At 63.7% G+C, this 21,338-nt stretch carries 20 protein-coding genes; 9 read left to right on the plus strand and 11 right to left on the minus strand.

Going from position 1 to position 21,338, the window contains the following annotated elements:
• The first annotated feature begins 101 nt into the window (after positions 1-101).
• Positions 102-347, plus strand: a complete 246-nt coding sequence (locus tag EN949_RS09770) for a DUF982 domain-containing protein (RefSeq protein WP_064994254.1) — start codon at positions 102-104, stop codon at positions 345-347.
• 396 nt (positions 348-743) lie between these two features.
• Here EN949_RS09770 and fdhF read toward each other — a convergent pair whose 3' ends face one another.
• From fdhF to glp, 4 genes are all read right to left on the minus strand, one after another.
• Positions 744-3,536, minus strand: a complete 2,793-nt coding sequence (gene fdhF, locus EN949_RS09775; RefSeq protein ID WP_127365596.1) for a formate dehydrogenase subunit alpha — start codon at positions 3,534-3,536, stop codon at positions 744-746.
• Complete coding sequence (locus EN949_RS09780; RefSeq protein ID WP_127365595.1) at positions 3,536-5,206, minus strand: NAD(P)H-dependent oxidoreductase subunit E; 1,671 nt, start codon at positions 5,204-5,206, stop codon at positions 3,536-3,538. The genes fdhF and EN949_RS09780 overlap by 1 nt, the downstream gene beginning before the upstream one ends.
• A 146-nt stretch (positions 5,207-5,352) precedes the next feature.
• Entirely contained in the window at positions 5,353-5,592 is a 240-nt protein-coding gene (locus tag EN949_RS09785) for a sulfurtransferase TusA family protein (protein WP_064994283.1), read from the minus strand.
• 89 nt (positions 5,593-5,681) lie between these two features.
• Positions 5,682-6,938 carry a gephyrin-like molybdotransferase Glp gene (glp, locus tag EN949_RS09790; RefSeq protein ID WP_127365594.1) on the minus strand — a complete coding sequence of 419 codons (1,257 nt, stop codon included), beginning with the start codon at positions 6,936-6,938 and terminating at the stop codon, positions 5,682-5,684.
• A gap of 141 nt (positions 6,939-7,079) precedes the next feature.
• On the opposite strand from glp, the gene EN949_RS09795 reads away from it, so the two are divergent.
• Together EN949_RS09795 and mobA are read left to right on the plus strand one after the other, a co-directional pair.
• The gene (locus EN949_RS09795) at positions 7,080-7,973 is read left to right on the plus strand and encodes a formate dehydrogenase accessory sulfurtransferase FdhD (protein WP_064994250.1); all 894 of its coding nucleotides are present in this window, start codon (positions 7,080-7,082) and stop codon (positions 7,971-7,973) included.
• The gene (mobA, locus tag EN949_RS09800; RefSeq protein ID WP_164753851.1) at positions 7,963-8,604 is read left to right on the plus strand and encodes a molybdenum cofactor guanylyltransferase MobA; all 642 of its coding nucleotides are present in this window, start codon (positions 7,963-7,965) and stop codon (positions 8,602-8,604) included. The genes EN949_RS09795 and mobA overlap by 11 nt, the downstream gene beginning before the upstream one ends.
• Here mobA and EN949_RS09805 read toward each other — a convergent pair.
• From EN949_RS09805 to EN949_RS09825, 5 genes are read right to left on the minus strand one after another with little or no spacing between them, the layout of a single operon-like run.
• A complete protein-coding gene (locus tag EN949_RS09805; RefSeq protein WP_127371677.1) occupies positions 8,588-10,537 on the minus strand; it encodes a molybdopterin biosynthesis protein in 1,950 nt (649 codons plus the stop codon). The genes mobA and EN949_RS09805 overlap by 17 nt on opposite strands.
• Positions 10,538-10,550: 13 nt before the next feature.
• Positions 10,551-11,717, minus strand: a complete 1,167-nt coding sequence (locus EN949_RS09810; protein ID WP_318014165.1) for a molybdopterin-binding protein — start codon at positions 11,715-11,717, stop codon at positions 10,551-10,553.
• A 3-nt stretch (positions 11,718-11,720) separates the two neighbouring features.
• The gene (locus EN949_RS09815; protein WP_127367362.1) at positions 11,721-12,548 is read right to left on the minus strand and encodes an extracellular solute-binding protein; all 828 of its coding nucleotides are present in this window, start codon (positions 12,546-12,548) and stop codon (positions 11,721-11,723) included.
• A gap of 20 nt (positions 12,549-12,568) precedes the next feature.
• On the minus strand, positions 12,569-13,291 hold the full coding sequence (locus tag EN949_RS09820) for an ATP-binding cassette domain-containing protein (RefSeq protein ID WP_064994246.1): 723 nt from the start codon (positions 13,289-13,291) through the stop codon (positions 12,569-12,571).
• A 3-nt stretch (positions 13,292-13,294) separates the two neighbouring features.
• Positions 13,295-13,987, minus strand: a complete 693-nt coding sequence (locus EN949_RS09825; RefSeq protein ID WP_064994245.1) for an ABC transporter permease — start codon at positions 13,985-13,987, stop codon at positions 13,295-13,297.
• 95 nt (positions 13,988-14,082) lie between these two features.
• Here EN949_RS09825 and EN949_RS09830 point away from each other — a divergent pair, with 95 nt between their 5' ends.
• Positions 14,083-14,958, plus strand: coding sequence for a helix-turn-helix transcriptional regulator (locus EN949_RS09830; RefSeq protein WP_127371525.1), 876 nt, complete (start codon positions 14,083-14,085; stop codon positions 14,956-14,958).
• A gap of 26 nt (positions 14,959-14,984) precedes the next feature.
• Here the strand turns inward: EN949_RS09830 and EN949_RS09835 are convergent, their stop codons facing one another.
• The gene (locus tag EN949_RS09835) at positions 14,985-15,191 is read right to left on the minus strand and encodes a DUF6494 family protein (RefSeq protein WP_064994243.1); all 207 of its coding nucleotides are present in this window, start codon (positions 15,189-15,191) and stop codon (positions 14,985-14,987) included.
• A 128-nt stretch (positions 15,192-15,319) separates the two neighbouring features.
• On the opposite strand from EN949_RS09835, the gene EN949_RS09840 reads away from it, so the two are divergent.
• Positions 15,320-16,579 carry a hypothetical protein gene (locus tag EN949_RS09840; RefSeq protein WP_245472381.1) on the plus strand — a complete coding sequence of 420 codons (1,260 nt, stop codon included), beginning with the start codon at positions 15,320-15,322 and terminating at the stop codon, positions 16,577-16,579.
• Between the two features lie 2 nt (positions 16,580-16,581).
• Here EN949_RS09840 and EN949_RS09845 read toward each other — a convergent pair whose 3' ends face one another.
• Positions 16,582-18,618 (minus strand): 4Fe-4S binding protein, encoded by a 2,037-nt coding sequence (locus EN949_RS09845; protein ID WP_127371679.1) that lies wholly within the window; start codon positions 18,616-18,618, stop codon positions 16,582-16,584.
• 110 nt (positions 18,619-18,728) lie between these two features.
• On the opposite strand from EN949_RS09845, the gene EN949_RS09850 reads away from it, so the two are divergent.
• The 4 genes from EN949_RS09850 to EN949_RS09865 form a co-directional block, all read left to right on the plus strand.
• On the plus strand, positions 18,729-19,475 hold the full coding sequence (locus EN949_RS09850; RefSeq protein WP_127367565.1) for a biotin/lipoate--protein ligase family protein: 747 nt from the start codon (positions 18,729-18,731) through the stop codon (positions 19,473-19,475).
• A complete protein-coding gene (locus EN949_RS09855; RefSeq protein WP_127371680.1) occupies positions 19,466-20,008 on the plus strand; it encodes a DUF6505 family protein in 543 nt (180 codons plus the stop codon). The genes EN949_RS09850 and EN949_RS09855 overlap by 10 nt, the downstream gene beginning before the upstream one ends.
• Positions 20,005-21,021, plus strand: coding sequence for a DUF6352 family protein (locus tag EN949_RS09860; RefSeq protein WP_127367762.1), 1,017 nt, complete (start codon positions 20,005-20,007; stop codon positions 21,019-21,021). The genes EN949_RS09855 and EN949_RS09860 overlap by 4 nt, the downstream gene beginning before the upstream one ends.
• 26 nt (positions 21,022-21,047) lie before the next feature.
• A partial coding sequence (locus tag EN949_RS09865) for a DUF3305 domain-containing protein (protein WP_127371681.1) occupies positions 21,048-21,338 on the plus strand: 291 nt, incomplete at its 3' end.

Here is a 21,338-nt window from a genome sequence, read left to right on the forward strand (position 1 = left end):
CCGATATTCAGACAGCCCGGCTTTCGCGGGACGGTGATGCGTGATGATGAAACTCCGTGTTGTGACGTGCGTTGTGAGCTGTGCGCGTCAGAGGCTTTCCCATGTACGAAGCGTGGTTTTCCAAACCTGTAGCCGTTGCCACCGGCATCAGCGGCGACATCCGAAACCTTACCAACGCTCGTGAGGCTTTTGACTTGCTCAACGACAAGTGGCGCAACGAAGGAAGCGCCAAGCATCGATCTGCACTACGAGCATGCCAGCAGGCGTTGAATGGCAACGTTCCGGCTGACATCGCCAGAGACGCTTTTATTGAAGCAGCGCGGGAAGCGCGCATGTTGGTCGGGTGAGTTGCGGTGACAAGAGCTTGCCCCGCGGTTCAGCGCCCATGAACGCGTCGACCTGCTTACATACTCAGAATGAAAAACGGAAAGCCGGCGGTGAGCTTCTGTGCTTCGGCTGGCGCTCGGAAAACTGAAGCAAGCAAGCCGGCACCGTTCCGTTAGAATGCATCTCGCGTCGCCTTCAGCCCAAACAAACCTATGAGGAGGACGCCGAGTGAGTATCTTCGGAATAAGCGTGGACTGAGTCTGGGCGGCAACGGCGCTTTCCGATCTATCGATCTTCGCAAAGGCCTGCAACGTGGGTTGGCGCCTTCCGGACTCCGGCAATGCGGCGGCGGTAGAGCAAATGGCATTCGTCAAGTCAGCCATCGACCAAGCTACGTCAGCGGGCAGTTTCCAACATCATTCGGCAGCTTCGACCGATCTCGATGCCGGCACGATCCGCGCGGCACAATATTTGAACTCGGGGATCTTGCCGTAAGGATCGAGCATAGGATTGGTAAGCATGTTGGCCGGGCTCTCGTTAAAGCAGAACGGCATGAACACCATGCCATCGGCGACCTCTCGATCGGCCCGCAGAATGGCTTCGACGACGCCGCGCCGCGTTTCTACGTTTATCACGTCTCCCTGCGCAAGGCCGCGGCGCCTGATCTCGTAGGGATTCATCGCAGCAATGCCGTAGGGCTCGATCGCGTTGAGCACCCCGGCGCGGCGTGTCATGGCGCCCGTGTGCCAGTGCTCCAGCAAGCGCCCGGTGGTTAGCACCAGAGGATATTCGTCGTCGGGCACCTCGTCGGGGGGCAGGAGGTCGGCGGGCACGATGCGCCCGCGGCCATCCGCGGTCGGGAACCCGGTGGTGAAGACGATCTCGTTGCCAGGAACATCAGGACCATCGGCAGGATAGACGACGGACTCCTCGCGTTCGATGCGCTCCCAGGAAATATGCTTCAGCGACGGCATTACTTGCGCCATTTCGCCGAAGACATCCGAAACGTGTTTGTAGTTCCAGTCCAGCCCCATGCGTCTGGCAAGCTCGATGATGAGATCGAGATCCTGCCGCGCCTCGCCGGGCAGGTTGACGGCGGGTCGGCCGATCTGCACCTGCCTGTTTGTGTTGGTGTAGGTGCCGAGTTTCTCCGCATGCGCGGAGGCCGGGAGCACCACGTCGGCGTGCCATGCGGTTTCGGTCAGGAAGATGTCCTGAACTACCAGATGCTCAAGCTTGGCGAGTGCGGCGCGCGCATGGCTCTGGTCGGGATCGGACATGGCCGGGTTCTCGCCCATAATGTACATGCCCCGGATCTCGCCGTCATGGATCGCGTCGACGATCTCGACGACGGTCAAGCCGCGTTTGGGGTCGAGCGCCTGGCCCCAGAAATTCTCGTACTGGCCGCGGATATCGGCATTCTCCACCGATTTGTAGTCGGGGAAATACATCGGGATGAGGCCCGCGTCCGAGGCGCCCTGGACGTTGTTCTGGCCGCGCAGCGGATGGAGCCCTGTGCCGGCGCGCCCGACATGGCCGGTGATCAGCGCCAGCGCGATCAGGCAGCGCGAATTGTCCGTTCCGTGGGTGTGCTGCGAAATGCCCATGCCCCAAAAGATCATCGAACGCTCCGCCTTGGCATAGGTGCGTGCCACATCGCGCAGCACACCGGCCTCGATGCCGCAGACGGGAGCCATCGCCTCGGGCGAGAAATCCTTCACCTTTGCCTTCAATGCCTCGAAGCCGGAGACGTTGGCCTGGATGTACTGCTGGTCATAGAGCCTCTCGTCGATGATGACGTGCAGCAGCGCGTTCAGCATCGCCACGTCGCTGCCTGGCTTGAAGCGGAGGCTGTAGGTCGCGTGGCGCATCAGTTCCTGGCCGCGCGGGTCTATCACGATCAGCTTGGTGCCGCGCTTTGCCGCTTGCTTGAAATAAGTCGCCGCCACTGGATGATTTGTCGCCGGCCGCGCGCCGATGATGATCACGCATTCGGCCTTCATGGCATCCATGAAAGGCGCCGAGACCGCGCCAGAGCCAACGCCCTCCATCAGAGCGGCCACCGATGAGGCATGGCAGAGCCGGGTGCAATGGTCGACATTGTTGGTCCCGAATGCCTGCCGAACGAATTTCTGGAAGAGATAGGCCTCCTCGTTCGAGCCCTTGGCGGAGCCGAAGCCGGCCAGTGCGTTGCCGCCATGGTCGTCGCGAATGCGCTTCAGCCCGCTGGCAGCGCGCTCCAGCGCTTCTTCCCAGCTGGCCTCGCGGAACACGGTGAGCGGGTCGACATCGCGCAGATCGATGTCGCCGGCTTTCGGCGCATCGTCGCGGCGGATCAGCGGCTTCGTCAGCCGTTCGGGCGACATCACATAGTCGAAGCCAAAGCGGCCCTTGACGCAGAGCCGGTTCTCGTTCGCCGGACCATTGCGGCCGTCGACCTGGACGATTTTATTGTCCTTGACGGCGACGCGCGTCTGGCAGCCGACGCCGCAAAACGGGCAGACCGTGTCGACAAGCTTGTCGAACGCTTGGACGACACGGGTCTTGCCGGTTTCGTCCATCAGCGATTTCTCGTAGAGCGCACCAGTCGGGCAAGCCTGGACGCATTCGCCGCAGCTGACGCAGGTCGACAGGCCCATGGGGTCGTGCATATCGAAGACAGGAACCGAGTGATTTCCGCGCTCGGCCATGCCGATCACGTCGTTGACCTGCACCTCGCGGCAGGCGCGCACGCAAGCGCCGCAGGTGATGCAGGCGTCGAGATTGACGGCAATGGCCGGATTGGTGATGTCGAATTCTGGCGCTAGCCCCTCCTCGGTGAACTTGGAACGGTATCGGCTGCCCGAAATTCCCATCGAACCGGCCCATTGCCAGAACGCAGACAGGTTGTCTGGACCGTCGCTCGCCGATCGCATGTTGCTTGCGAGGAGCTCGAATACCATCTCGCGTGATTTGCGGGCGCGTTCGGTATCGGTTTTCACGACCATGCCGGCAGAAGGCTGGCGAACGCAGGAGGCAGCCAGCACGCGCTCGCCTTCGATGTCAACCATGCAGGCGCGGCAATTGCCGTCGGGACGATAACCCGGCATGTCGACATGGCACAGATGCGGAATTTTTGTACCCTGGCGCTTGGCGACATCCCAGATAGTCTCGCCAGGGGTGGCGCTTACGGTTTGCCCATCGAGGGTGAATACCGTGCTCTCGGCCATCAGAGGTCACTCCGGAAATGCGTCAGCAAATGATTGACCGGATTGGGCGCTGCCTGGCCCAGGCCGCAGATCGACGAATCGCGCATGACCATTTCGAGGTCGCGAATCTTGTCTTCCGGCATCAGACCCTGCTCCTGCAAGAGAGCCACCAACTTTTCGGTCCCGTCGCGACAAGGCGTACACTTCCCGCAGCTCTCATGCTTGAAGAATTTCATCAGATTGAGCGTGACCTGCTTTATATTGTCGGCCCGCGAGAACACGACGATAGCATGGGAGCCGACGAAGGCGCCCTGCTTGGCCAGATCGCCGCCGAAATCGAGCGGAATGTCGCCCAGTGTCGCTGGCAGGATACCGCCTGAGGCGCCGCCCGGCAAATAGGCCTTGAACTCATGACCGTCCGCCATGCCGCCGCAATAGTCGTTGATCAATTCGCGTACCGTTACGCCGGCCGGCGCCAGCTTGACGCCGGGATTTTTCACGCGGCCGGAAACGGACCATGAGCGGATGCCGGGGTGGCCGGGCTTGCCCTGCGTAGCGAACCATTGCGCGCCCTTTTCGACGATGTCGCGGATCCACCAGAGCGTCTCGACATTGTGGTTGAGCGTCGGTCGTCCGAACAGGCCGACCTCGGCGATGTAGGGGGGGCGGTGGCGCGGCATGCCGCGCTTGCCCTCGATGCTTTCCAGCATCGCACTCTCCTCGCCGCAGATATACGCACCAGCGCCGCGGCGGAGTTCGATGAACCCCGGCTTGACGATGCCGGTAGCTTCGAGTGCGGCGATCTCCTGACGAAGAATGGCGAGCACCGCAGGGTATTCGTCACGCATGTAAAGATAGATCCGTTCCGCCTCGACCGCGTGCGCTGCAATCAATGCACCCTCAAAGGCACGGTGCGGATCTTGCTCGAGATAGATGCGGTCCTTGAAGGTGCCGGGCTCGCCCTCGTCGCCATTGATCGACATCAGGCGCGGGCCCGGATAGGAGCGCACGATCTGCCACTTCTTGCCGGCAGGGAAACCAGCACCGCCCAGGCCCCTCAAGCCCGCATCGCCCAGGGTGGCGATGAGCTGGTCTGTGTTCAGCGTCCCAATCCGTACCTGCTGCAAAAGCTGGTAGCCTCCTGCCTGGCGATACGCCTCCAGTCCCACATAATCGGGTATGCTTACATCGGTCTCCGCTGCCGCGGCCATGCGCAGCAGGGCCTCGGCAGTTGCCTGGTCGACCTCGCGATTACCGATACGTGCGGCCGGCGCGCCAGCGCAGCGGCCCATGCAGGGCGCGCGCATGACCCTGATCGCCGGATCGGCGCCCGCTTGCAATTCGGCCAGGAGCGTCTCGGCGCCTGCCAGCATGCAACTCACTGAATCGCACACACGGATTGTCAGCGGCGCCGGCGGCATCTCGCCTTCCTTCACGACGTCGAAATGGTCGTAGAACGTCGCCACCTCGTAGACCTCTGCCTGCGACAAACGCATATCTTGTGCCAGCGCCCGCAAATGCCGCGCTGACAGGCAGCCATATCGGTCCTGGATAAGGTGGAGGAATTCAATCAGCAAGTCGCGCCGTCGCTGGCGCGCGCCAAGCAGCGCCTGGACCTCGGCGAGCGCGGCGTCATCCAGCGGCCTGCCCTTTGGTCCGCGGTCACGCCGCCGCTGTTCCTGCATCGTCATGTGCTCGCCTCCCGCGTGCCCCTTACCTCGTAACGATATCCGGCGGACCATGATGTCGACTATGAGGCACGATATGTTCCCTGCACGACCAAGGCTGGGCGTTGCCAGGTCATATCGTGGAACCGCGGGAGATGTGGTGCAACCCTTCAGATCGTCGCAGCTTGCGCTTTTTCGATCACGAACACGATCCGATCGTCGTCGCGTTCCGTCGATTCAAGGCGTTCTCCCATTTCAGTGAGAAGATTTGGTATGTCGATGACCGCCAGTGGGTCCGTGCAGTGAACCTCGAGCCGATCGCCTGGCCTCAAGGCTTTCAGCGCCTTACGCGTCTTCAGTGCGGGCAAGGGGCATTTAAGCCCGGTCAGATCCAGCTTCGTCGTGGTCATCATGGCCAGCATGATGCCCGACGGGGCGTGGCATCGTCAATTGGAGCGTTGGGGTCTTGGCTCCTGCTTCTGGCGCGGCCGGACGGCTGTCACAGAAGACTGGAATAGGCGAGGAAGTTGACCGTGTGGCCCGGCTCGACATGGACTATCTCCTCACCCAGTTCGACGAGACCGTCCGTGGCGACCAGAGATGAAAGCAGTCCGGCGCCTTCTCGGGGGAACTTCGTCGCCTCGTAGGAACCATCCGCGGTCGCGTGCACGTTTGCTCGTACATACTCGCGCCGTCCCTGCTTCTTGCTGTAAGAAAAGCCGGCCCGCACAGCGATCGGGATCGGCGGTTGCTGCCGCGCCCCGACGAGCGCGAGGATCGCAGGGCGGGCAATATGGGCGAAGGTGACGAAGCTTGCCACCGGATTGCCAGGAAGTCCGATCAGCGGGATTCCATCGATCACGCCCATGGCGACGGGCCGGCCCGGCTTGATCGCGACGCGCCAGAACACCAAGGTTCCGGCGCTCTCGACAGCGGCCTTCACGCAGTCGGCCTCGCCCGTCGACACACCGCCCGAAGTCAGGATCAGGTCATGGCTCGATGCCGCTTCGCGCAGCTTTTCGGCAATCAGGCGGCTGTCATCCATCAGGATACCGAGATCGGTGACGTCGCAGCAGAGCCGAGCGAGCATTGCCGTAAGCATGAAGCGGTTCGAGTCGAAAAGCTGCGCTGGTCCGCGCAGGTCTCCAGGCGCAACGATTTCGTCCCCGGTCGAGAACACTGCGACACGTATCCTGCGCTTGACCTGGAGTTCGATGAATCCCAATGCGGCGGCCAGCGCGACATCTTGCGGCCGCAGCCGATGGCCGGCTGGGAGGACGCCTTCACCCAGTGCGACATCTTCACCCATAGCACGGACATTGGCACCCGTTTTCAAGCCGGGCGGGAGAATGACCCGGCCAGATCCGTCCACGCTCACATCTTCCTGCATGAACACTGTATCGGCCCCCTTGGGCATTGGAGCGCCAGTGAAAATGCGCACCGTTTGGCCGGGCAGCACAGGTTCATCCGGCGCCATGCCGGCCTGAACCCTCCCGGCAACGGGGAACGCCGTTTTGACGGTTTGCGGCAGGTCGGCCCCTCGCACGGCATACCCATCGACCGCGGAATTTGTGAAGGGTGGCAGCGGCAGCGGTGCGACCATCTCCCTCGCCAGGAAGCGTCCATCCGCCAGCACGAGCGAGACCGCCTCGACCTCCTGCACAGCACTCAGTTTCGAGGCGATGAGCGCGGCGGTCTCGTCGATGGGCCGCATCGGTCCGCCGAAAGCGAAGCAGTCATCCGAGATTTGCGCCATTTATGTTCCAATTGCACGAGGGTGCCGCCTTGGCAGCAATCGCATCAATCCAAGCTTTTTTTAATTAGCTTCGGTTGAACACCTGTAAGATACATCAGGCCAGAGCAGTGGCGAGCCAGAATACGACGTCAGGAGACTGCCATGCATTTGATGAGACGCCAACCCGAACACGCCATCATCACACCCGACCCGCAAGACCGACGGCTGACCGAGTTGGTCGCGGGCGTCGACCATACAGGCGCGACGGTGGAGGTCCGCGTACCGATAGAACGTGCCCTGACGCTCTATCTCAACGCGCAGGAGATCGTCACCATGATGACGGTCAACGATTACCCTGAATATCTTGCGCTTGGCTATCTGCTGAACCAGAACATGCTTCTGCCTGACGACGTGGTGACGGATGTCGAGTATGACGAAGACCTGCAGGTCGTGGTCGTTCGCACCGAGCGCAACACCGACTACGAGCAGAAGCTCAGAAAGCGGACGCAGACCTCGGGTTGCGCCCAAGGCACTGCGTTCGGCGACGTGTTGGAGGCGATCGAGGACATCACACTTCCGCCCGCTGAGCTTCGCACCTCCTGGCTCTACGAGCTGACGCGCAAGATCAACACCACGCCGTCGCTCTATCTGGAAGCAGGCGCGATTCATGGCTGCGTCCTTTGCAGGGAGGGCACGCCAATCTGCTATATGGAGGACGTCGGGCGCCATAACGCCGTCGACAAGATCGCTGGCTGGATGTACCGCCACACCGTCGATCCGGCAGACAAGATCATCTACACGACCGGGCGGCTGACCTCCGAGATGACGATCAAGACGGTGCGGATGGGCATTCCGATATTGATCTCGCGCTCCGGCTTCACAGCCTGGGGCGTGGCGCTGGCCCGCCAGGTGGGGCTGACGCTGGTCGGCCGGGCGCGCGGCAAGCGCTTCACCGTGCTTTCGGGCCAGGAGCGGATCGTCTTCGACCAGGACCTCGCTTCGGTCGGTGAGGAAGCGCCGCGCCACCGCCGCAAGGGTGCCGAGCATGACGACTGAGGGAACCGTAACGCTGGGCGTGGTGCTCGCCGGCGGTCTGGGTCGGCGCATGGGCGGCGGAGACAAGCCGACGCGTGTGATCGGCGGACGAACGATGCTTGAGCATGTCATCGAACGGCTAGCGCCGCAATGCGACGGGCTCGTTCTTAACGCCAATGGCGACCCCGCTCGCTTCGCCCGCTTTGGCCTGCCCGTTGCCGCCGACACGATCGAGAGCTATCCGGGACCTCTTGCCGGCATACTCGCCGCACTCGATTGGACGGCGGGGAACAGGCCGGGTGTAGAATGGGTGGTCAGCGCTGCCGGCGATTGTCCCTTCCTGCCGAGCGACCTCGTTGCACGCCTCCAGCAGGCGCGCATCACAGAGAAAGCAGACTTGGCGGTGGCGGCATCCGGCGGCCAGGCGCATCCGGTCATCGGGCTCTGGAAAGTCGCGCTGCGGGATGAATTGCGGCATGCGTTGACCAACGAGGGTCTCCGCAAGATTGACCGGTGGACCGCCCGCCAGCGCCTTGCCACCGTATCCTGGCCCGTCGAGCCGGTGGACCCGTTCTTCAACGCCAACACGGTCGAGGATCTTGCCGAAGCTGAGCGCCTGGCCGCGTTGCTTTCTGCTAACCCGGCCGGCTGAACCCAGCGCGCTCCAGGCCCAGAAGGACCTCGTCGGTCCGGAGAGCCTCGAGGAATGCGTGCACCGAAGGCCGTTCCTTTCGCGCAGAGATCATTGCGAAGTCGTAGTGCTCTTCGGTCAGCACGATAAAACCGAGCCCCGCCGCACGCGCGACGGGCGCGATGGTGACACCCCAGTCGGCGCGCTCTTGCGCCACCGCCGCGGCGACGGCATTGTGCGAGCGCGGCTGATTCCAGTAGCCGTCCGGGCGTTCCACGCCGAGGAGCTGGTCGATCAGGATGCGCGTTCCCGAGCCTTGGTTGCGGTTGACCATCATGCAATCGCGGTCGGCGAGCGCCGCACGGACCGCCTCCTCCGCGCCGAGGCCCTCGAAACGCTCGTCCCCTTGGCGGAATACCAAACCTTGCATGCGCCGCCAGCCTGGCACGAGTTCGAGACCGTCACCGAGGAAAGGCGCGTTGTAAATCCGCGTCTTCGGGTCGAAGAGATGGATGGGGGCGAGATCGCACTCGCCGCGCTTGGCCGCTGCAAGACCGCCCAGGCTTCCCACAGGCAGCGAGCGCACCGAAATCCCGCGGCGCGAAAGTTCGCCAACGACTAGATCGAGGCCGACGCAATGACTGCCGATGACGACGAGGTCGGGAACGCGGACCCGCGGCGTGAACAGCGTCACCGCCACGTCGGCACCGGCAGGCACGTGATCGGCGAGTGCCTCGATGCGGATGAAGCCGTCCGCCTGGGTAAAGGATGTTATCGCTCCCGAGCCCTTGCCGGTCGGATAGGCCGTCAATCCTCCCTGCCCTTGCACAAGGGAAACCATGGCGAATTCGGTCCGCCCGAGTTCGGAAGGAATCCGCAACGGAAGGCTTGCGGTGACCTGAGTATCGACGCGCGGCGGCAGCCCCGCCATGCGCCGCAGGGCGGGTACCACCATGTCATGGAAGGTGAACATGGCCGAGGTCGGAAATCCCGGCAGGATGATGACCGGCTTGCCCTCGCACACAGCCAGGCAAAGTGGCTTTCCGGGTTTCAGTGCCACGCCGTGGGCGATGATACCGGGCTTGCCCAGTCGGCCGATAATGCGATGCGTGACATCCCCTGCCCCTTTGGACGTGCCGCCCGACAGGATCAGCACGTCGTGGGCGGCGAGCGCCTCGCGCATAGCCTTCTCAAGTTTCGCCTCGTCGTCGGGAAAGGCGCCGAGAAAATGCGCCTCGCCGCCATTTTCAGTGACAGCCGCAGCGATGATCGGGCCGTTGGCATCATAGATGCCGGCCGGTCGCAACGGCTCGCCCGGCTGAACGAGTTCATCGCCCGTGGAGATCACGGCCACGCGTGGCCTGCGAGCCACTGTCAGCTGTGCGATTCCGCAGGCAGCGAGCATGCCGATCTCGCGCGAGCCGATTTCGGTTCCGGCACGCAGCAAGACTTCTCCTCGCGCCATGTCCGATCCCGCGTTGGAGATAAACTGGCCGGGCGAGATGCTGCGGGCCACCTCAATGGCACTCAACCCGGCGGGATGGGTGTGCTCCACCATGACGATCGCGTCCGCGCCGCGGGGCAGCGGTCCGCCGGTTGCGATGGACGTGGCGGTTCCGGTCAGAACGGGCAACTGCGGAACCGTGCCGCAGGCAATCGCTTCCGCATTGAGCGCAAGCCGAACGGGACGCGGTTCAGAGGCGACGGCGAGGTCGGCTGCACGCACCGCGAAGCCGTCGACATTTGAGCGGTCGAACGGCGGCACGTCGACCGGCGCTGCGACGTCCTCGGCAAGAACCAGCCCCAGCGCGTTGGCCAGCGTCCGCTTCTCGGTCGGTAGTGGGCGGGGAAACAGCTCGGCCTCGAAGCGCGCCAGTGCAGCTTCGCGCGATAGTATGGTCAGGAACTGCTCCTGGCCGCTGTTCTGCTGGGCCGATGTTGGAGAATGCGTCATGGCGGAACACCGATCAAAAGTTGCGGAGCGGAACGGCGGCGACAGGCGTGCCGGCGGCATACCCCTCGCTATCGTCAGGAACTGCAAGCCAGGCGTCGGCAAGACGCATGGCGTCCAGCGAAAAGTCGCCGACAGCGAGCGGTGTCCACACATCCCGCTCCTTTGCGAGCAGAACGATCTCGCAAAGCCCGACCGCGGATGAAATTTTCCGCGAGAGTGGCAAGATAATGCCGGACCGTTCAGATCTGCCCGACAGGCGGTCCAAGACTGGCTGGACGAGTGCAAGGAACCCCGCGAAAGCCTGTTGCGGCGATCCGGCCAATGCGACGATCGGTGTCTTGCCGAGCCGCCCTATCGCCGTTGTCCCCCCGGGCCGCAGAGCAATGCCATGCGCGAGCAGAACCCGGCGCCGCGCGAGAGCCTCGGCGGTCACATCGGCGCAGCCATCGCCAGTACCGCCGATCAGGAGCAGCAAATCGCAGGACTCGCCATCAAGAGCGGCAGCGATCGCTGTCGCGTCACGCTCGACGGCCTCTATTTCGGCAATCGAAGCTCCAGAGGCACCCAGGCTCTCGACCACGAGCCGCAGGGAGAATGTCTCGTGGCTCTCGGCAGAGACGTCGATCGCACGCACGCACGGAATCCGTACGGCAAGTTGGCTCAATCCCACTTTGCGAGCGACCAGCAGGTCAGCGACGCCGATTGTCTTTCCTTCAAATGTTGGCGGGCGGTTCGCCGCCATGTCCTCGCCCATCCGGCGCACACCCTGGCCAGGCGCGGCTTCAGATGCCGCCTGGATCACCGGTCCATCGCAATCGATAAGACCGGCCTGCAGCACACAGTCACGATTTCCAGGCATGGCATCGCCCGTCTCCACCCAGAGGGGCGGGGTCGGCAATGCTACTGGCGAATAGGCCGACGCTCCCACGAGATCAAAGGCGCGACACGCCCAGCCGTCGATGGCAGCGATATCGCGCGCAGGCTGCGCCGGCACGACAGCCGGCATCCCGGCAGCCACGCGCCCAAGAGCCTCATCGAGCGGAACCAGGCAGGTGGCTACGGGCATCACACCGTCGAGCAGCCCTGCGAGCGCCTTGTCAAGGGTGGTGAGCGCGCCTGTCGGAGAAAGTGTTCTCGTCATGGCCCGATAGTGAAGCAGACCCGAGCCGGTTTGCAACAAGCTTCAGGAACGCTCGTGCTGCGCGTTTGGGAAGAAGAGCCGTTGGCCGTCGATTTTGTACTCGCTGATCGCCTTCTGCCCCTCCGCAGAGATCAGCCAATTGATGAAGCGCTGGCCGGCCTCCGCTTTGACACTTGGATGCTTCCGCGGATTCACCAGCATGACGCCATACTGGTTGAACAGCCGCTTGTCACCCTCGACGGCAATGCCCAACTCGCCCCGATTCTTGAATGACAGCCAGGTACCACGATCGGAAAGCGTATAAGCGTTCATGGCGGCCGCGGCGTTGAGCGCCGCTCCCATGCCCTGGCCGATCTCCTTGTACCAGGTGCCCTTGGCCGCCTCGATGTCGATGCCGGCCGTTTTCCACAGACTCAATTCGGCCGAGTGGGTGCCAGACCTGTCGCCGCGCGATACGAAGGCCGCTTTCTTGGCTTCGATGGCGATCAGCGCGGCTGCGATATCCTTGGTCCCGCTGACGCCTGCTGGGTCGCTCTTGGGCCCCACGAGGACGAAGTCGTTGTACATCACGTCGAAGCGCTTCACCCCGAACCCTTCCTCGATGAACTTCTCCTCCTGCGCCTTGGCATGGACAAAGACCACATCGGCATCGCCGCGCCGACCGGTGTCGAGCGCCTGACCGGTGCCCTGAGCGACAACCTTCACGCCGATGCCGGTCTTCTTCTCGAACAGCGGCAGGATGTGGTCAAACAGCCCAGAATCCTGCGTCGAGGTCGTTGACGCCACAACTATCGACTGCTCCTGGGCAGGCGCGCCGCTCGCGAGCATCAGAAGCACCACAAGCGCACAGAACATTCGGCGGGTCAGCATCTCAATCTCCGTCCGGTTGATTAAAGCACGAGTTCGCCGCGCACGAAGGCAGCCGCTTGCCGAGTCGCGGGACGATCCAGAAAATCGCCGGCAACGGCATGCTCGCAAACACGCCCCCGGACAAGAAAGACGACGTCTCCAGCGATCCTGCGCACTTGGCCGAGATGGTGCGAGGCCATGATGATCTTCGTGCCCGATTGGGCAGCCGTGATGATGATCTGCTCAACAAAACGCGTCGCCGCCGGATCGAGGCTGGCTGTCGGCTCGTCGAGCAGCAGGATCTCGGGCTGGCGCGCCAGTGCGCGAGCGAGCGCCAGCCGCTGCTGCTCCCCGCCTGACAAATGCCGTGCCGGACGTGCCGCCAGATCGAGAAGACCCACGCGGTCGAGCAGTTCCTCCGTGCGCGCCGCGCGAAGCCGACGCGGACAGCCGGCCGTAGCCAGGCCGTAGGCAACATTCGCGGCCACCGAGCGCCGCAGCATCACAGGCTTCTGGAACAGGATCGCACGCCGCGTCTTCGGGGAGAGGGTCCGACCGCCCCAAGTCAGGGTTCCGGCCGAAGGTACAGTAAGCCCCATGCAAAGCCGCAACAGGGAGGTCTTGCCCGACCCGTTTGGGCCGACGATCACCGTCGGCGCATGTGGCCCGATCGTCAGGTTCACCCGCTGGAGTATGGTCGTCGCGCCAGCGATAAGCGACACGTCATCGAAGACAAGTGGAAGATCGCTCTGAGCGGCCCGCATCCCCTAGCCCGCCCGTTGCTCGGACCACACCCGCACGCCCCAGGCGGCCGCGTTGATCAGCAGGATAAGAAAAATCAGAATCAGGCCGAGTCCGATGGCGAGCGGCAGATTTCCCTTTGAAGTTTCAAGTGCGATTGCCGTCGTCATGGTACGGGTGAAGCCATCGATGTTGCCGCCGACGATCATGACGGTGCCAACCTCGGCCGCCGCCCTGCCGAAGCCCGCGAGCAGAGCAGTGACGAGGCTGAAGCGGCCGTCCCACAAAAGCGTCGCGACCAGGCCCACCGGCCCGACCTCCATCGCGTTCAGTTCCTCGCGATATTCGCGCCACAGATCCTCGACCGTCTGGCGGGTCAGAGCGGCGATGATGGGCAACACTAGCAGCGCCTGCGCGCAGACCATGGCGGCGGGCGTGAACAAAAGACCGAACTCGCCCAGCGGCCCGGATCGCGATAGCAGCAGATAGACGGTCAGCCCGACCACCACCGGCGGCAGGCCCATGAAACCGTTCAGCACTACGACGATCGCCGAACGACCTGGAAAGCGCGAGAGCGCGATAATTGCGCCAAGCGGCAGGCCGGCGACCATGGCAATCGCGACAGCCGAAAGGCTGACCGCGAGCGACAGGCGCACGATGGCAAACAGCGTGGCGTCACCGCTCGCGATCAGTTGCCATGCGCCCAGCCCTTCCGACATTGCTCCTCGCAATCCTGTCCAGCGCCAATGTCCTGCAACTCTTCCGCCAGAGTCAAATTCTTGAACCGGCACAGAAATATGCATATCAATGCAGGATGGAATTTCTGACGACATCTGAAGCCGCCGACTATCTGCGCATTGGCGAACGCAAGCTTTACGAACTGATTGCGCAGGAGCGCCTCCCCTGCAGCAAGGTGGCCGGCAAATGGCTGTTTCCCCGACATGAACTCGACCATTGGGTCATGTCGGGACTGGTCCGGCCCGGAGGAATGATTCAATCCGACCCGCCGCCGATCGTCGGTGGCAGCCAGGATGATCTGCTCGAATGGAGCCTGCGTCAGTCGGGCTCCGGCCTGGCCTTTCTGACAGAAGGCACGGAAGCCGGCGTGACACGCCTGCTTCGCGGCGAGGTGTCTGTCGCCGCGATCCATTTCCACAGCGACGACCCGGACCCGAATGTCGCCGCGATTGCGACGAGGCCGCGGCTGTACGATGCGGTGCTGGTCGGATTCGCCCGCCGCGAGCAGGGCCTGCTGCTGGCGCCAGGCAATCCGAAATCGCTCAACAAGTTGACCGACGTACTTGCGACCGGCGCGCGCATTGCGGTCCGTCAACGCGGCGCAGGCGCGGACATGCTGCTCGCTTTGTTGCTGACGGATGCCGGCGCGAGCCACGGCGAGGTCAACCGACTGGAGCCCCCCTGCCTTACCGGTCCCGAGCTTGCAGCCGCCGTGCGCACCGGACGGGCCGATTGCGGAATCGCCACCCGCGCCGCCGCCTGCGCCGCCGGCCTCGATTTCGTGTCACTGGCCTGGGAAAGCTTCGACCTGCTGATGCGGCAGCGGACCTACTTTCAGCAACCGATCCAGGCGTTGCTGCGTTTGCTGCAGCAAGACACCTTCGCCAGCCGCGCCGCCGAGCTTGCCGGGTATGATCCATCGCCCGCCGGGCGGATCCGGTTCGCGAAGTAGCAGCCGAACCCGACCTCGGTCGCTGCTCACCCCAGATCGATCTCGCCCTCCACGACATGGTGCAGGCCTGCTGGCTCAGACGTGACGAGGGCCCTCACGGTCAGTCGGCCCTGTCCTTTCAGGCCCTTCTCCGCCACGGCTTTCTCGATTGCCTGCTGCGAAGTCACGCCGACCTGCTTGAGGAACTTGCGCATGGAGACGTTGAAGGGATCGGTTTCCATATTCTGGGTCATATGATTGCCTCGAACGGTTTGAACAATATGGCCGATCCAGCAAGCTTGATGCCCGCAACGGCGGCGCTGCGCCAAGGGAGCACGGAACGGCCTGGTGCGCAATGAAGACGACGCTCGCAATGTGTCTGATGGCAAGTGCTCCGTTCCTCTTCGGGGTCGCCGCGCTGGGTGCCGATCTCCGCGGTCACGGCGGACCAGTGCGGGCGATTGCCGTGACGGCCGATGGGCAAACTGCGATCACCGGTGGTTTCGACGCCAAGGCGATCATCTGGTCGATCAAGACCGGCGAAGCACGGGAGGTGCTGCTGTTTCACGATGGGCAGGTCGATGCGGTCGCAGCCCTGCCGCAAGGCCGCTTCGCCAGCGCGGGGGCGGACGGCCGCATTGCGGTCTGGGAGGCCGGACGAAGCACGCCGGTCGCCGTCCTGCAAGGCCATTCAGCGCCGGTCGTGTCGCTCGCAGTGTCGCCCGACGGCTCCACCCTCGCTTCGGCTTCCTGGGATGGCAGTGTGCGGGTGTGGCCGCTTTCCGGCGGGGAGCCGCGCGTCCTCGAAGGCCACAGGGGAAACGTCAACGCGGTTGCATACCTCTCCGATGGGACGCTCGCAAGTGCCGGCTACGACGCGGCAGTCATACTTTGGCCGGCCGAAGGCGGAGCTCCGGTCAGGGTCGCAATGCCTGCACCCCTCAGCGCACTGGTGGCGACGAGGAGCGATCGCGTGTTCGTCGGGGGCGCGGACGGCAAGCTGAGTGAACTGAACCGCGGCGGGACAATCCTGGCCGAAGTTGCAGCTTCGTCAAGTCCGATCACCGCGCTCGCCGTCACGGCGAATGAACGATACATCGCCGCCTCGTCGATCAAAGGTGAAATTGTGCTGCTCGACGTCAAAAGCCTGCAGCCCGTTCGCACATTTGGCACCGCGGGCGTGCCGGTTTGGGCTCTCGCCTTCTCGCCTGACGGAAAGACGCTTTTGAGCGGCGGCGGGGATCAAGTGGTGGGAGAATGGAATGTCGAGGCCGGGCAACGGCTCGGAACCAAGATCGAGGGTTCGGCCGATCCGATGGCCGAATATGCCGGCAATCCGGACGCGGAGGTGTTCCGCGCCTGCGTCGCATGCCACACGCTCGATCCCCACGAGGGCGATCGCGCCGGCCCCACGCTTCACGGCATCTTCGGCCGCAGGATCGCATCCGTGCCTGGCTACCGATACTCGCCCGCTTTCAGGGAGATGGACATCGTCTGGACGCCCGAAACGGTATCGAAGCTGTTCGAGCTTGGCCCGAGCAGATACATTCCGGGCACCAAGATGCCCGAGCAGACCATTCGCGACCCCGAGCATCGGGCGGCGCTGATACGATTCCTACAGGCCGAGACCCGCAGCAACTGAGTTTAGACCCGTTTGGTTTCCGAGTTCCGGTCCCGGAGATAATCCTCTGTCGTTCGCGGGGCCGGCCGGCCAGGACCGGCATAGGGATCGAGGTCTTCGCTCATGGCGGCATCGACGCGGCAATTGTCGCACATCCGCACCAGTTCCAGCCGCCGCGCGTTTTCGCCCGAGAACATCCAGTGCCTGCCTTCCAGCTTGGCGACGATCCGCTCAATCGTACTGCGGGTCCCGAACGGGTTGCCGCAGCGGATACACTCGTAGGGCTGTTCTTCCTTGACGACCCGACGTGGCGCGCTCCATGCCGGGAAATCAATCCGCGGGGCGAGACGGATCACCTTCTCCGGACAAGTCGCAGCGCAGAGCCCGCATTGGACGCAGGCGCTTTCGGAAAAGTACAATGCAGGCTGTTGCTCGCTGTCGGAGAGCGCACCCGTTGGGCACGCCGACACGCAGGAGAGGCAGAGCGTGCAGCCCTCGACATTGATATCGAGCCCGCCGAACGGCGCTGCCGCTGGGAGCACTACGCGCTCGACTGGCGTCGGCGCGGCGCGATGCAGTTCGATCATGCTGTTTCGCAACAGGCTGCGCTTGTCCCCCAGGGGCAGGAAGGTCGCCGGCGTCGGCGTGCTGGAGCCCGGTTGCACACGGTCGAGCGCCAACCTCAGCATGTCCGGATTGTCGGTTTCGATCAGGCCGCAGAGTTCCGACCCGTAGCCGAGCGATCGCGCGAGCAGATTGGCGATGGTGACGTTGCGGGCCAAGCCGGCGAGCTCGTGCTTGGGCTTCGCGGAGGCGAGCGCCATCACCGCCGCCGCGCCCCATGCCACCGGCGCTATCCACGCCTCTATTCCCAATTGCGTTATCTCGTTCACGGCGACTGGCAGTACATTCGCAGGCAGGCCTGGGCCGAACCGCGCGAGCGCGTCAATGAGCGGCTCGCCGTGATAGCCGTCATGGAACAGAACGACCGGATCCCTACCACCCGCCTCTCGATATGTGACCAGGAGCGAACGCAGCCGCCGAAGCAGGGTTTGCGCATCCGGAACGGCATATGCGGCTGCACCGGTCGGACAGGCGGCCGCGCAATTGCCGCAACCGGCGCAGATTTCTGCGTCGACGATCACGTGGTCGCCGGCCGAGGCAATCGCACCGGTAGGGCACAGATCCAGGCAACGCGTGCAACCGATGATGCGGGAGCGTGAATGAGCGCACAGATCGGCGGAAAAATCGATGTAGCGCGGCTTGTCAAATTCGCCGACGAGGCCAGCAGCCTTGGCGATCACGGCCGTTGCCGCGGCCCGGTCGGCGGAATCCGCTTTGAGGTAGCCCGCGCGCAGGTCGTGAGCCGGAAATAGCGGAACGCCGCCGGAGAGGTCGATCACGATGTCTGCTTTAGAGATTGCGCCGTCACGAGCCGCACCGAAGCGCAGGCGGTCGCGCGAAGAGGGAACTGGCAAGGCGAAATCATCAACGATCAGCTCAAAGGCGCCCAGATGGCCTTGTGCATTGCGGATCCTGCCCCGCACGACGGGGAAATCCCACACGCGGTTGGGTGTAACCTCCTCGGGTCGCGTCAGCAGGACGGTCACGTCCAGATCCCCGGCAAGCTGGCAGGCGACCTCCATTGCCGCCTGGTCGCGGCCATAAACCAGCACCACGCCATTGCTTCGAAGCGTGACGAGGGCGGGCGGCGAGGTCGGTTCGGCCACCATCGCGACGAGTGCCGCCGCCTTCGGCCCGGCGGATGCGGCCTCTGCCGACCAGCCTGCCGCCTCGCGGATGTTCATGAAATCGAGGTCACCCGCAAAGCCGATTTCCTCAGCGACTTCGCGGAAAAGCGGCGCCTGCTGTGTGCAGGCTATGGTGATGGCTCCCCCCTCGCTCAATCTGTTGCGGATACGATCGATTTCGGCGCCGCACAGCTGATCGCCCGATTGTACCTGAGCGTCTTTGCATCCGCGGCGCACGCTGTCGCCAAAACCAGGCATGCTGCGCTCGCAGGAGCAGATGAAGACCGTGCGCGGTTTGTCCAGGCTCATTGCGCCTCCCCGCTACGCGGCACCGCCCGCTGCGGTAGCGCCTTTACTGTAGAGACAGTATATACATTATTGGAGAATTAGGCCGCCGTCATCAAAAATGGATCGGCATCATGTCCCAGCGTGCTTCGGTCACCGACCGCGCCCTCGATCTGCCCCCGCTCTACAGCCTCACTGTCTTGAGAGAAGCCGGCGATGCCTTCGAGCACGCCCGCGCCATTGCCGGCGAGCAGGGTGCAGGGACGCTGGTCTGGGTACGGCGCTATGATCTGGCCGAGTTCGCGGTCGTCCTGGAGCCTGAACAATCGTTGGCGCAGGCCCGCCTTGCCATCTATGCCGGAATGAACGCTCTGGCCGACGCGCTTGCAGCGCGTGCACCGCCTGAAATGCCGGTCACCTTCGACTGGCCAGACGCGATCCGCATCGACGGCGCTCTCGTTGGCGGCGGACGCCTGGGCTGGCCTGAGGGAGCTCGCGACGAGGAGACGCCGGCCTGGCTCGTCTTTTCTGCCATGATCCGCATCGCGGCGGTGCGCGCTTACGAACCTGGCGAGCGGCCGCTACTCGGCGCGCTTGACGAATTGGGCTTCGAAGCCCCCGATCCTGGTGAGATCATCGCCAGCTTCTCCCGTCACCTGATGAACGCGTTCCACGAATGGGGCGAAACCGGCTTCGCATCGCTCGCCAGCCAATGGCTGCACCGCTCCTCACACCGAGGCCAGGACGTTCGGATCGCTGACAATGGCGACCTGCTGCTTCCGGGGAAGCCTTGCCCGGGAGCCTCCGAAAGGCGGAGTTTGGTGGAAGCTCTTGGCTCACCTTCGTGGCTCGATCCCGCTACGGGTGTGCCATGGCTCTAAAGCTACTGCGCACGATCCGCCTAGATCCGTCGGATGGCTTCGTCTATTCCCACGCCGCGGAACCCGGCGAGTGGGCCGTCACGGGGACTTTCCGGTTCTTCGCCGCCGATGTCGAAAGCCTCTCCGGCAAGGAACGACAAGCCTTCCGCGCCGGCTTCATGGGGGTTGAGAGCTTCGGCTGGTCCGCCCTCGTCATCGTGACGGAGGCCACCGCGGAAGAAGTCGCGGCTGCGACCGAAAGACTGGCCGAGCAGCTTGTCGCCCGTTGCGGAGCGCCCGGGATGGCGGTCGCGCGCGCGGCCGCCGAGGAGGAAATCGCCTTCGCGCAGTCCTTGTGCAGTCATCCGCCGAACACCCTTGTTGCGCTGCACCGCGCTGGCGAGGAGGCGGGCATCCGTGAATCGTTCCGCACCCTGCACCGGAAGGTGAGCCGCCTTGATCCGGCGGCCGCATTCCGCATCATCGAGGTCGAGGGAGAAGAGGGTGCGATGGAAGAAGTCGACATCGTGGTGCTGGCGGGTAGGCACAAATGATAGATTTCTGGATTTCTTCGGGCCACCATCTGCTCGATCGCGACAAGGCAGGCCGGTTGATGGTGACTGATCCGTTCCTCAAAGCTTATTTGGCTCGCCCTGAGCTTCTGCCGCCGGAAGATGCGTGCGCGGCGGAGTTGCGGCTGCATCACGAGTTGCTGATGCACGATCCGCGCCGGCCGGTCGGGAACGAGGAGATCGCCGCGATCGACGACCCGGATGCTCGGGAAAACTGGGAGTTCATGATTGCCTTTCGCAATCGCCTTTTGGCAGCGCCGTCCCTCGAAGCCTGCTATCTCGAACTCGCGCGCGGCTCGGCTGCCGACATTCCGCCCCTGTTCATGAACCAGCTTGCGCAGCTGGTGCTGCGCAATGCGCTTGACGGCGACGACGATCCCTTCGTGCTGCGTGCGGCCGAGCTGTTTTACCGTGCCCAGCGAGTGACCCTCCATGAAGGTGCGCTGCTGCTTGCAGATGCGGAAACCATTGAAGTCCACGAGCAGAACCGTCACGCCTCGCCTCTCCTGAACATGCTCGGAGGGCCTGCCGTCACCGAGCTGCAGGTTCTCGAGGAGAAGAATGCCTGCAGCTATTTCGGCAGGAGCGATGCCTTTGACATGGTGCTTGGCCTCGGCGACGTCGACAGTCCGGCGCGGCGCGGCCTTGCCGCCGCGATCGAGGCCTGGATACGCCATCTGCTGGCCATTGAGGTGAGGGTTGAGCCGGTCGAGCGGACCGAGGACGACGATTGGGCATGGTTCGTCGGTCTGGACGCGGAGGCGACGCGTATCGGCAATGCGCTGTGGACAGGCGAGGACCTTGACCCTGAGGCGGCAAAGCGCATTATAGCTTTGTTTCGGCTCGACTTCTCCGAATTCGACGAAGTTAGGCCGGAAGTGGGTGCGCGGCCGATCTGGTTGATCATGGCGATGACATCCGACCGCATGGTTCGCATGAAGCCGCAGAACCTAATCGCCGGCCTGCCGCTTCGAGCCGCCACACCCGCAAGTTAGGCATTGTGGACAGTCAGGATTCCGAATTGGTTCGGGAAACAACTCAAGTCGGTGTCGTCGTCGAGCGACGGACTCTGCAGAACCCGTGGGTCGATCATGCCTGGATGCCCGTTGCGGTGCTCGTCGGCGTTCCGGTAGCCGCAGCTTGGACGGCGCTCGATGAAACCGCAACAGTAACCCGCTATTATGCGGGAGCGGCGGACATCGAGTTCTTCGGAGCGGACACGACGATGTACCGGGAGAACTTACGTTCTCAGCAGCCGAGCCTGTGGGTATCGCTCCGGCACACGAAGGCGCCTCCCGGGGTCCTGCTGCAA

The sequence above is a fragment of the Mesorhizobium sp. M7A.F.Ca.US.007.01.2.1 genome (genome assembly GCF_003998165.1).
Classification (GTDB): Bacteria; Pseudomonadota; Alphaproteobacteria; order Rhizobiales; family Rhizobiaceae; genus Mesorhizobium; species Mesorhizobium ciceri.

Excerpts from the sequence above, each read along its gene's own strand:
- EN949_RS09770 (WP_064994254.1), top strand. The coding sequence starts at position 102 with ATGTACGAAGCGTGGTTTTCCAAACCTGTAGCCGTTGCCACCGGCATC.
- EN949_RS09780 (WP_127365595.1), bottom strand. The coding sequence starts at position 5,206 with ATGACGATGCAGGAACAGCGGCGGCGTGACCGCGGACCAAAGGGCAGG.
- EN949_RS09845 (WP_127371679.1), bottom strand. The coding sequence starts at position 18,618 with ATGAGCCTGGACAAACCGCGCACGGTCTTCATCTGCTCCTGCGAGCGC.
- EN949_RS09820 (WP_064994246.1), bottom strand. The coding sequence starts at position 13,291 with ATGCGGGCCGCTCAGAGCGATCTTCCACTTGTCTTCGATGACGTGTCG.
- EN949_RS09825 (WP_064994245.1), bottom strand. The coding sequence starts at position 13,987 with ATGTCGGAAGGGCTGGGCGCATGGCAACTGATCGCGAGCGGTGACGCC.
- mobA (WP_164753851.1), top strand. The coding sequence starts at position 7,963 with ATGACGACTGAGGGAACCGTAACGCTGGGCGTGGTGCTCGCCGGCGGT.
- EN949_RS09850 (WP_127367565.1), top strand. The coding sequence starts at position 18,729 with ATGTCCCAGCGTGCTTCGGTCACCGACCGCGCCCTCGATCTGCCCCCG.
- EN949_RS09840 (WP_245472381.1), top strand. The coding sequence starts at position 15,320 with ATGGCAAGTGCTCCGTTCCTCTTCGGGGTCGCCGCGCTGGGTGCCGAT.
- EN949_RS09860 (WP_127367762.1), top strand. The coding sequence starts at position 20,005 with ATGATAGATTTCTGGATTTCTTCGGGCCACCATCTGCTCGATCGCGAC.
- EN949_RS09785 (WP_064994283.1), bottom strand. The coding sequence starts at position 5,592 with ATGACCACGACGAAGCTGGATCTGACCGGGCTTAAATGCCCCTTGCCC.
- EN949_RS09830 (WP_127371525.1), top strand. The coding sequence starts at position 14,083 with ATGGAATTTCTGACGACATCTGAAGCCGCCGACTATCTGCGCATTGGC.
- EN949_RS09855 (WP_127371680.1), top strand. The coding sequence starts at position 19,466 with ATGGCTCTAAAGCTACTGCGCACGATCCGCCTAGATCCGTCGGATGGC.
- fdhF (WP_127365596.1), bottom strand. The coding sequence starts at position 3,536 with ATGGCCGAGAGCACGGTATTCACCCTCGATGGGCAAACCGTAAGCGCC.
- EN949_RS09795 (WP_064994250.1), top strand. The coding sequence starts at position 7,080 with ATGCATTTGATGAGACGCCAACCCGAACACGCCATCATCACACCCGAC.
- EN949_RS09815 (WP_127367362.1), bottom strand. The coding sequence starts at position 12,548 with ATGCTGACCCGCCGAATGTTCTGTGCGCTTGTGGTGCTTCTGATGCTC.
- EN949_RS09805 (WP_127371677.1), bottom strand. The coding sequence starts at position 10,537 with ATGACGCATTCTCCAACATCGGCCCAGCAGAACAGCGGCCAGGAGCAG.
- glp (WP_127365594.1), bottom strand. The coding sequence starts at position 6,938 with ATGGCGCAAATCTCGGATGACTGCTTCGCTTTCGGCGGACCGATGCGG.
- EN949_RS09835 (WP_064994243.1), bottom strand. The coding sequence starts at position 15,191 with ATGACCCAGAATATGGAAACCGATCCCTTCAACGTCTCCATGCGCAAG.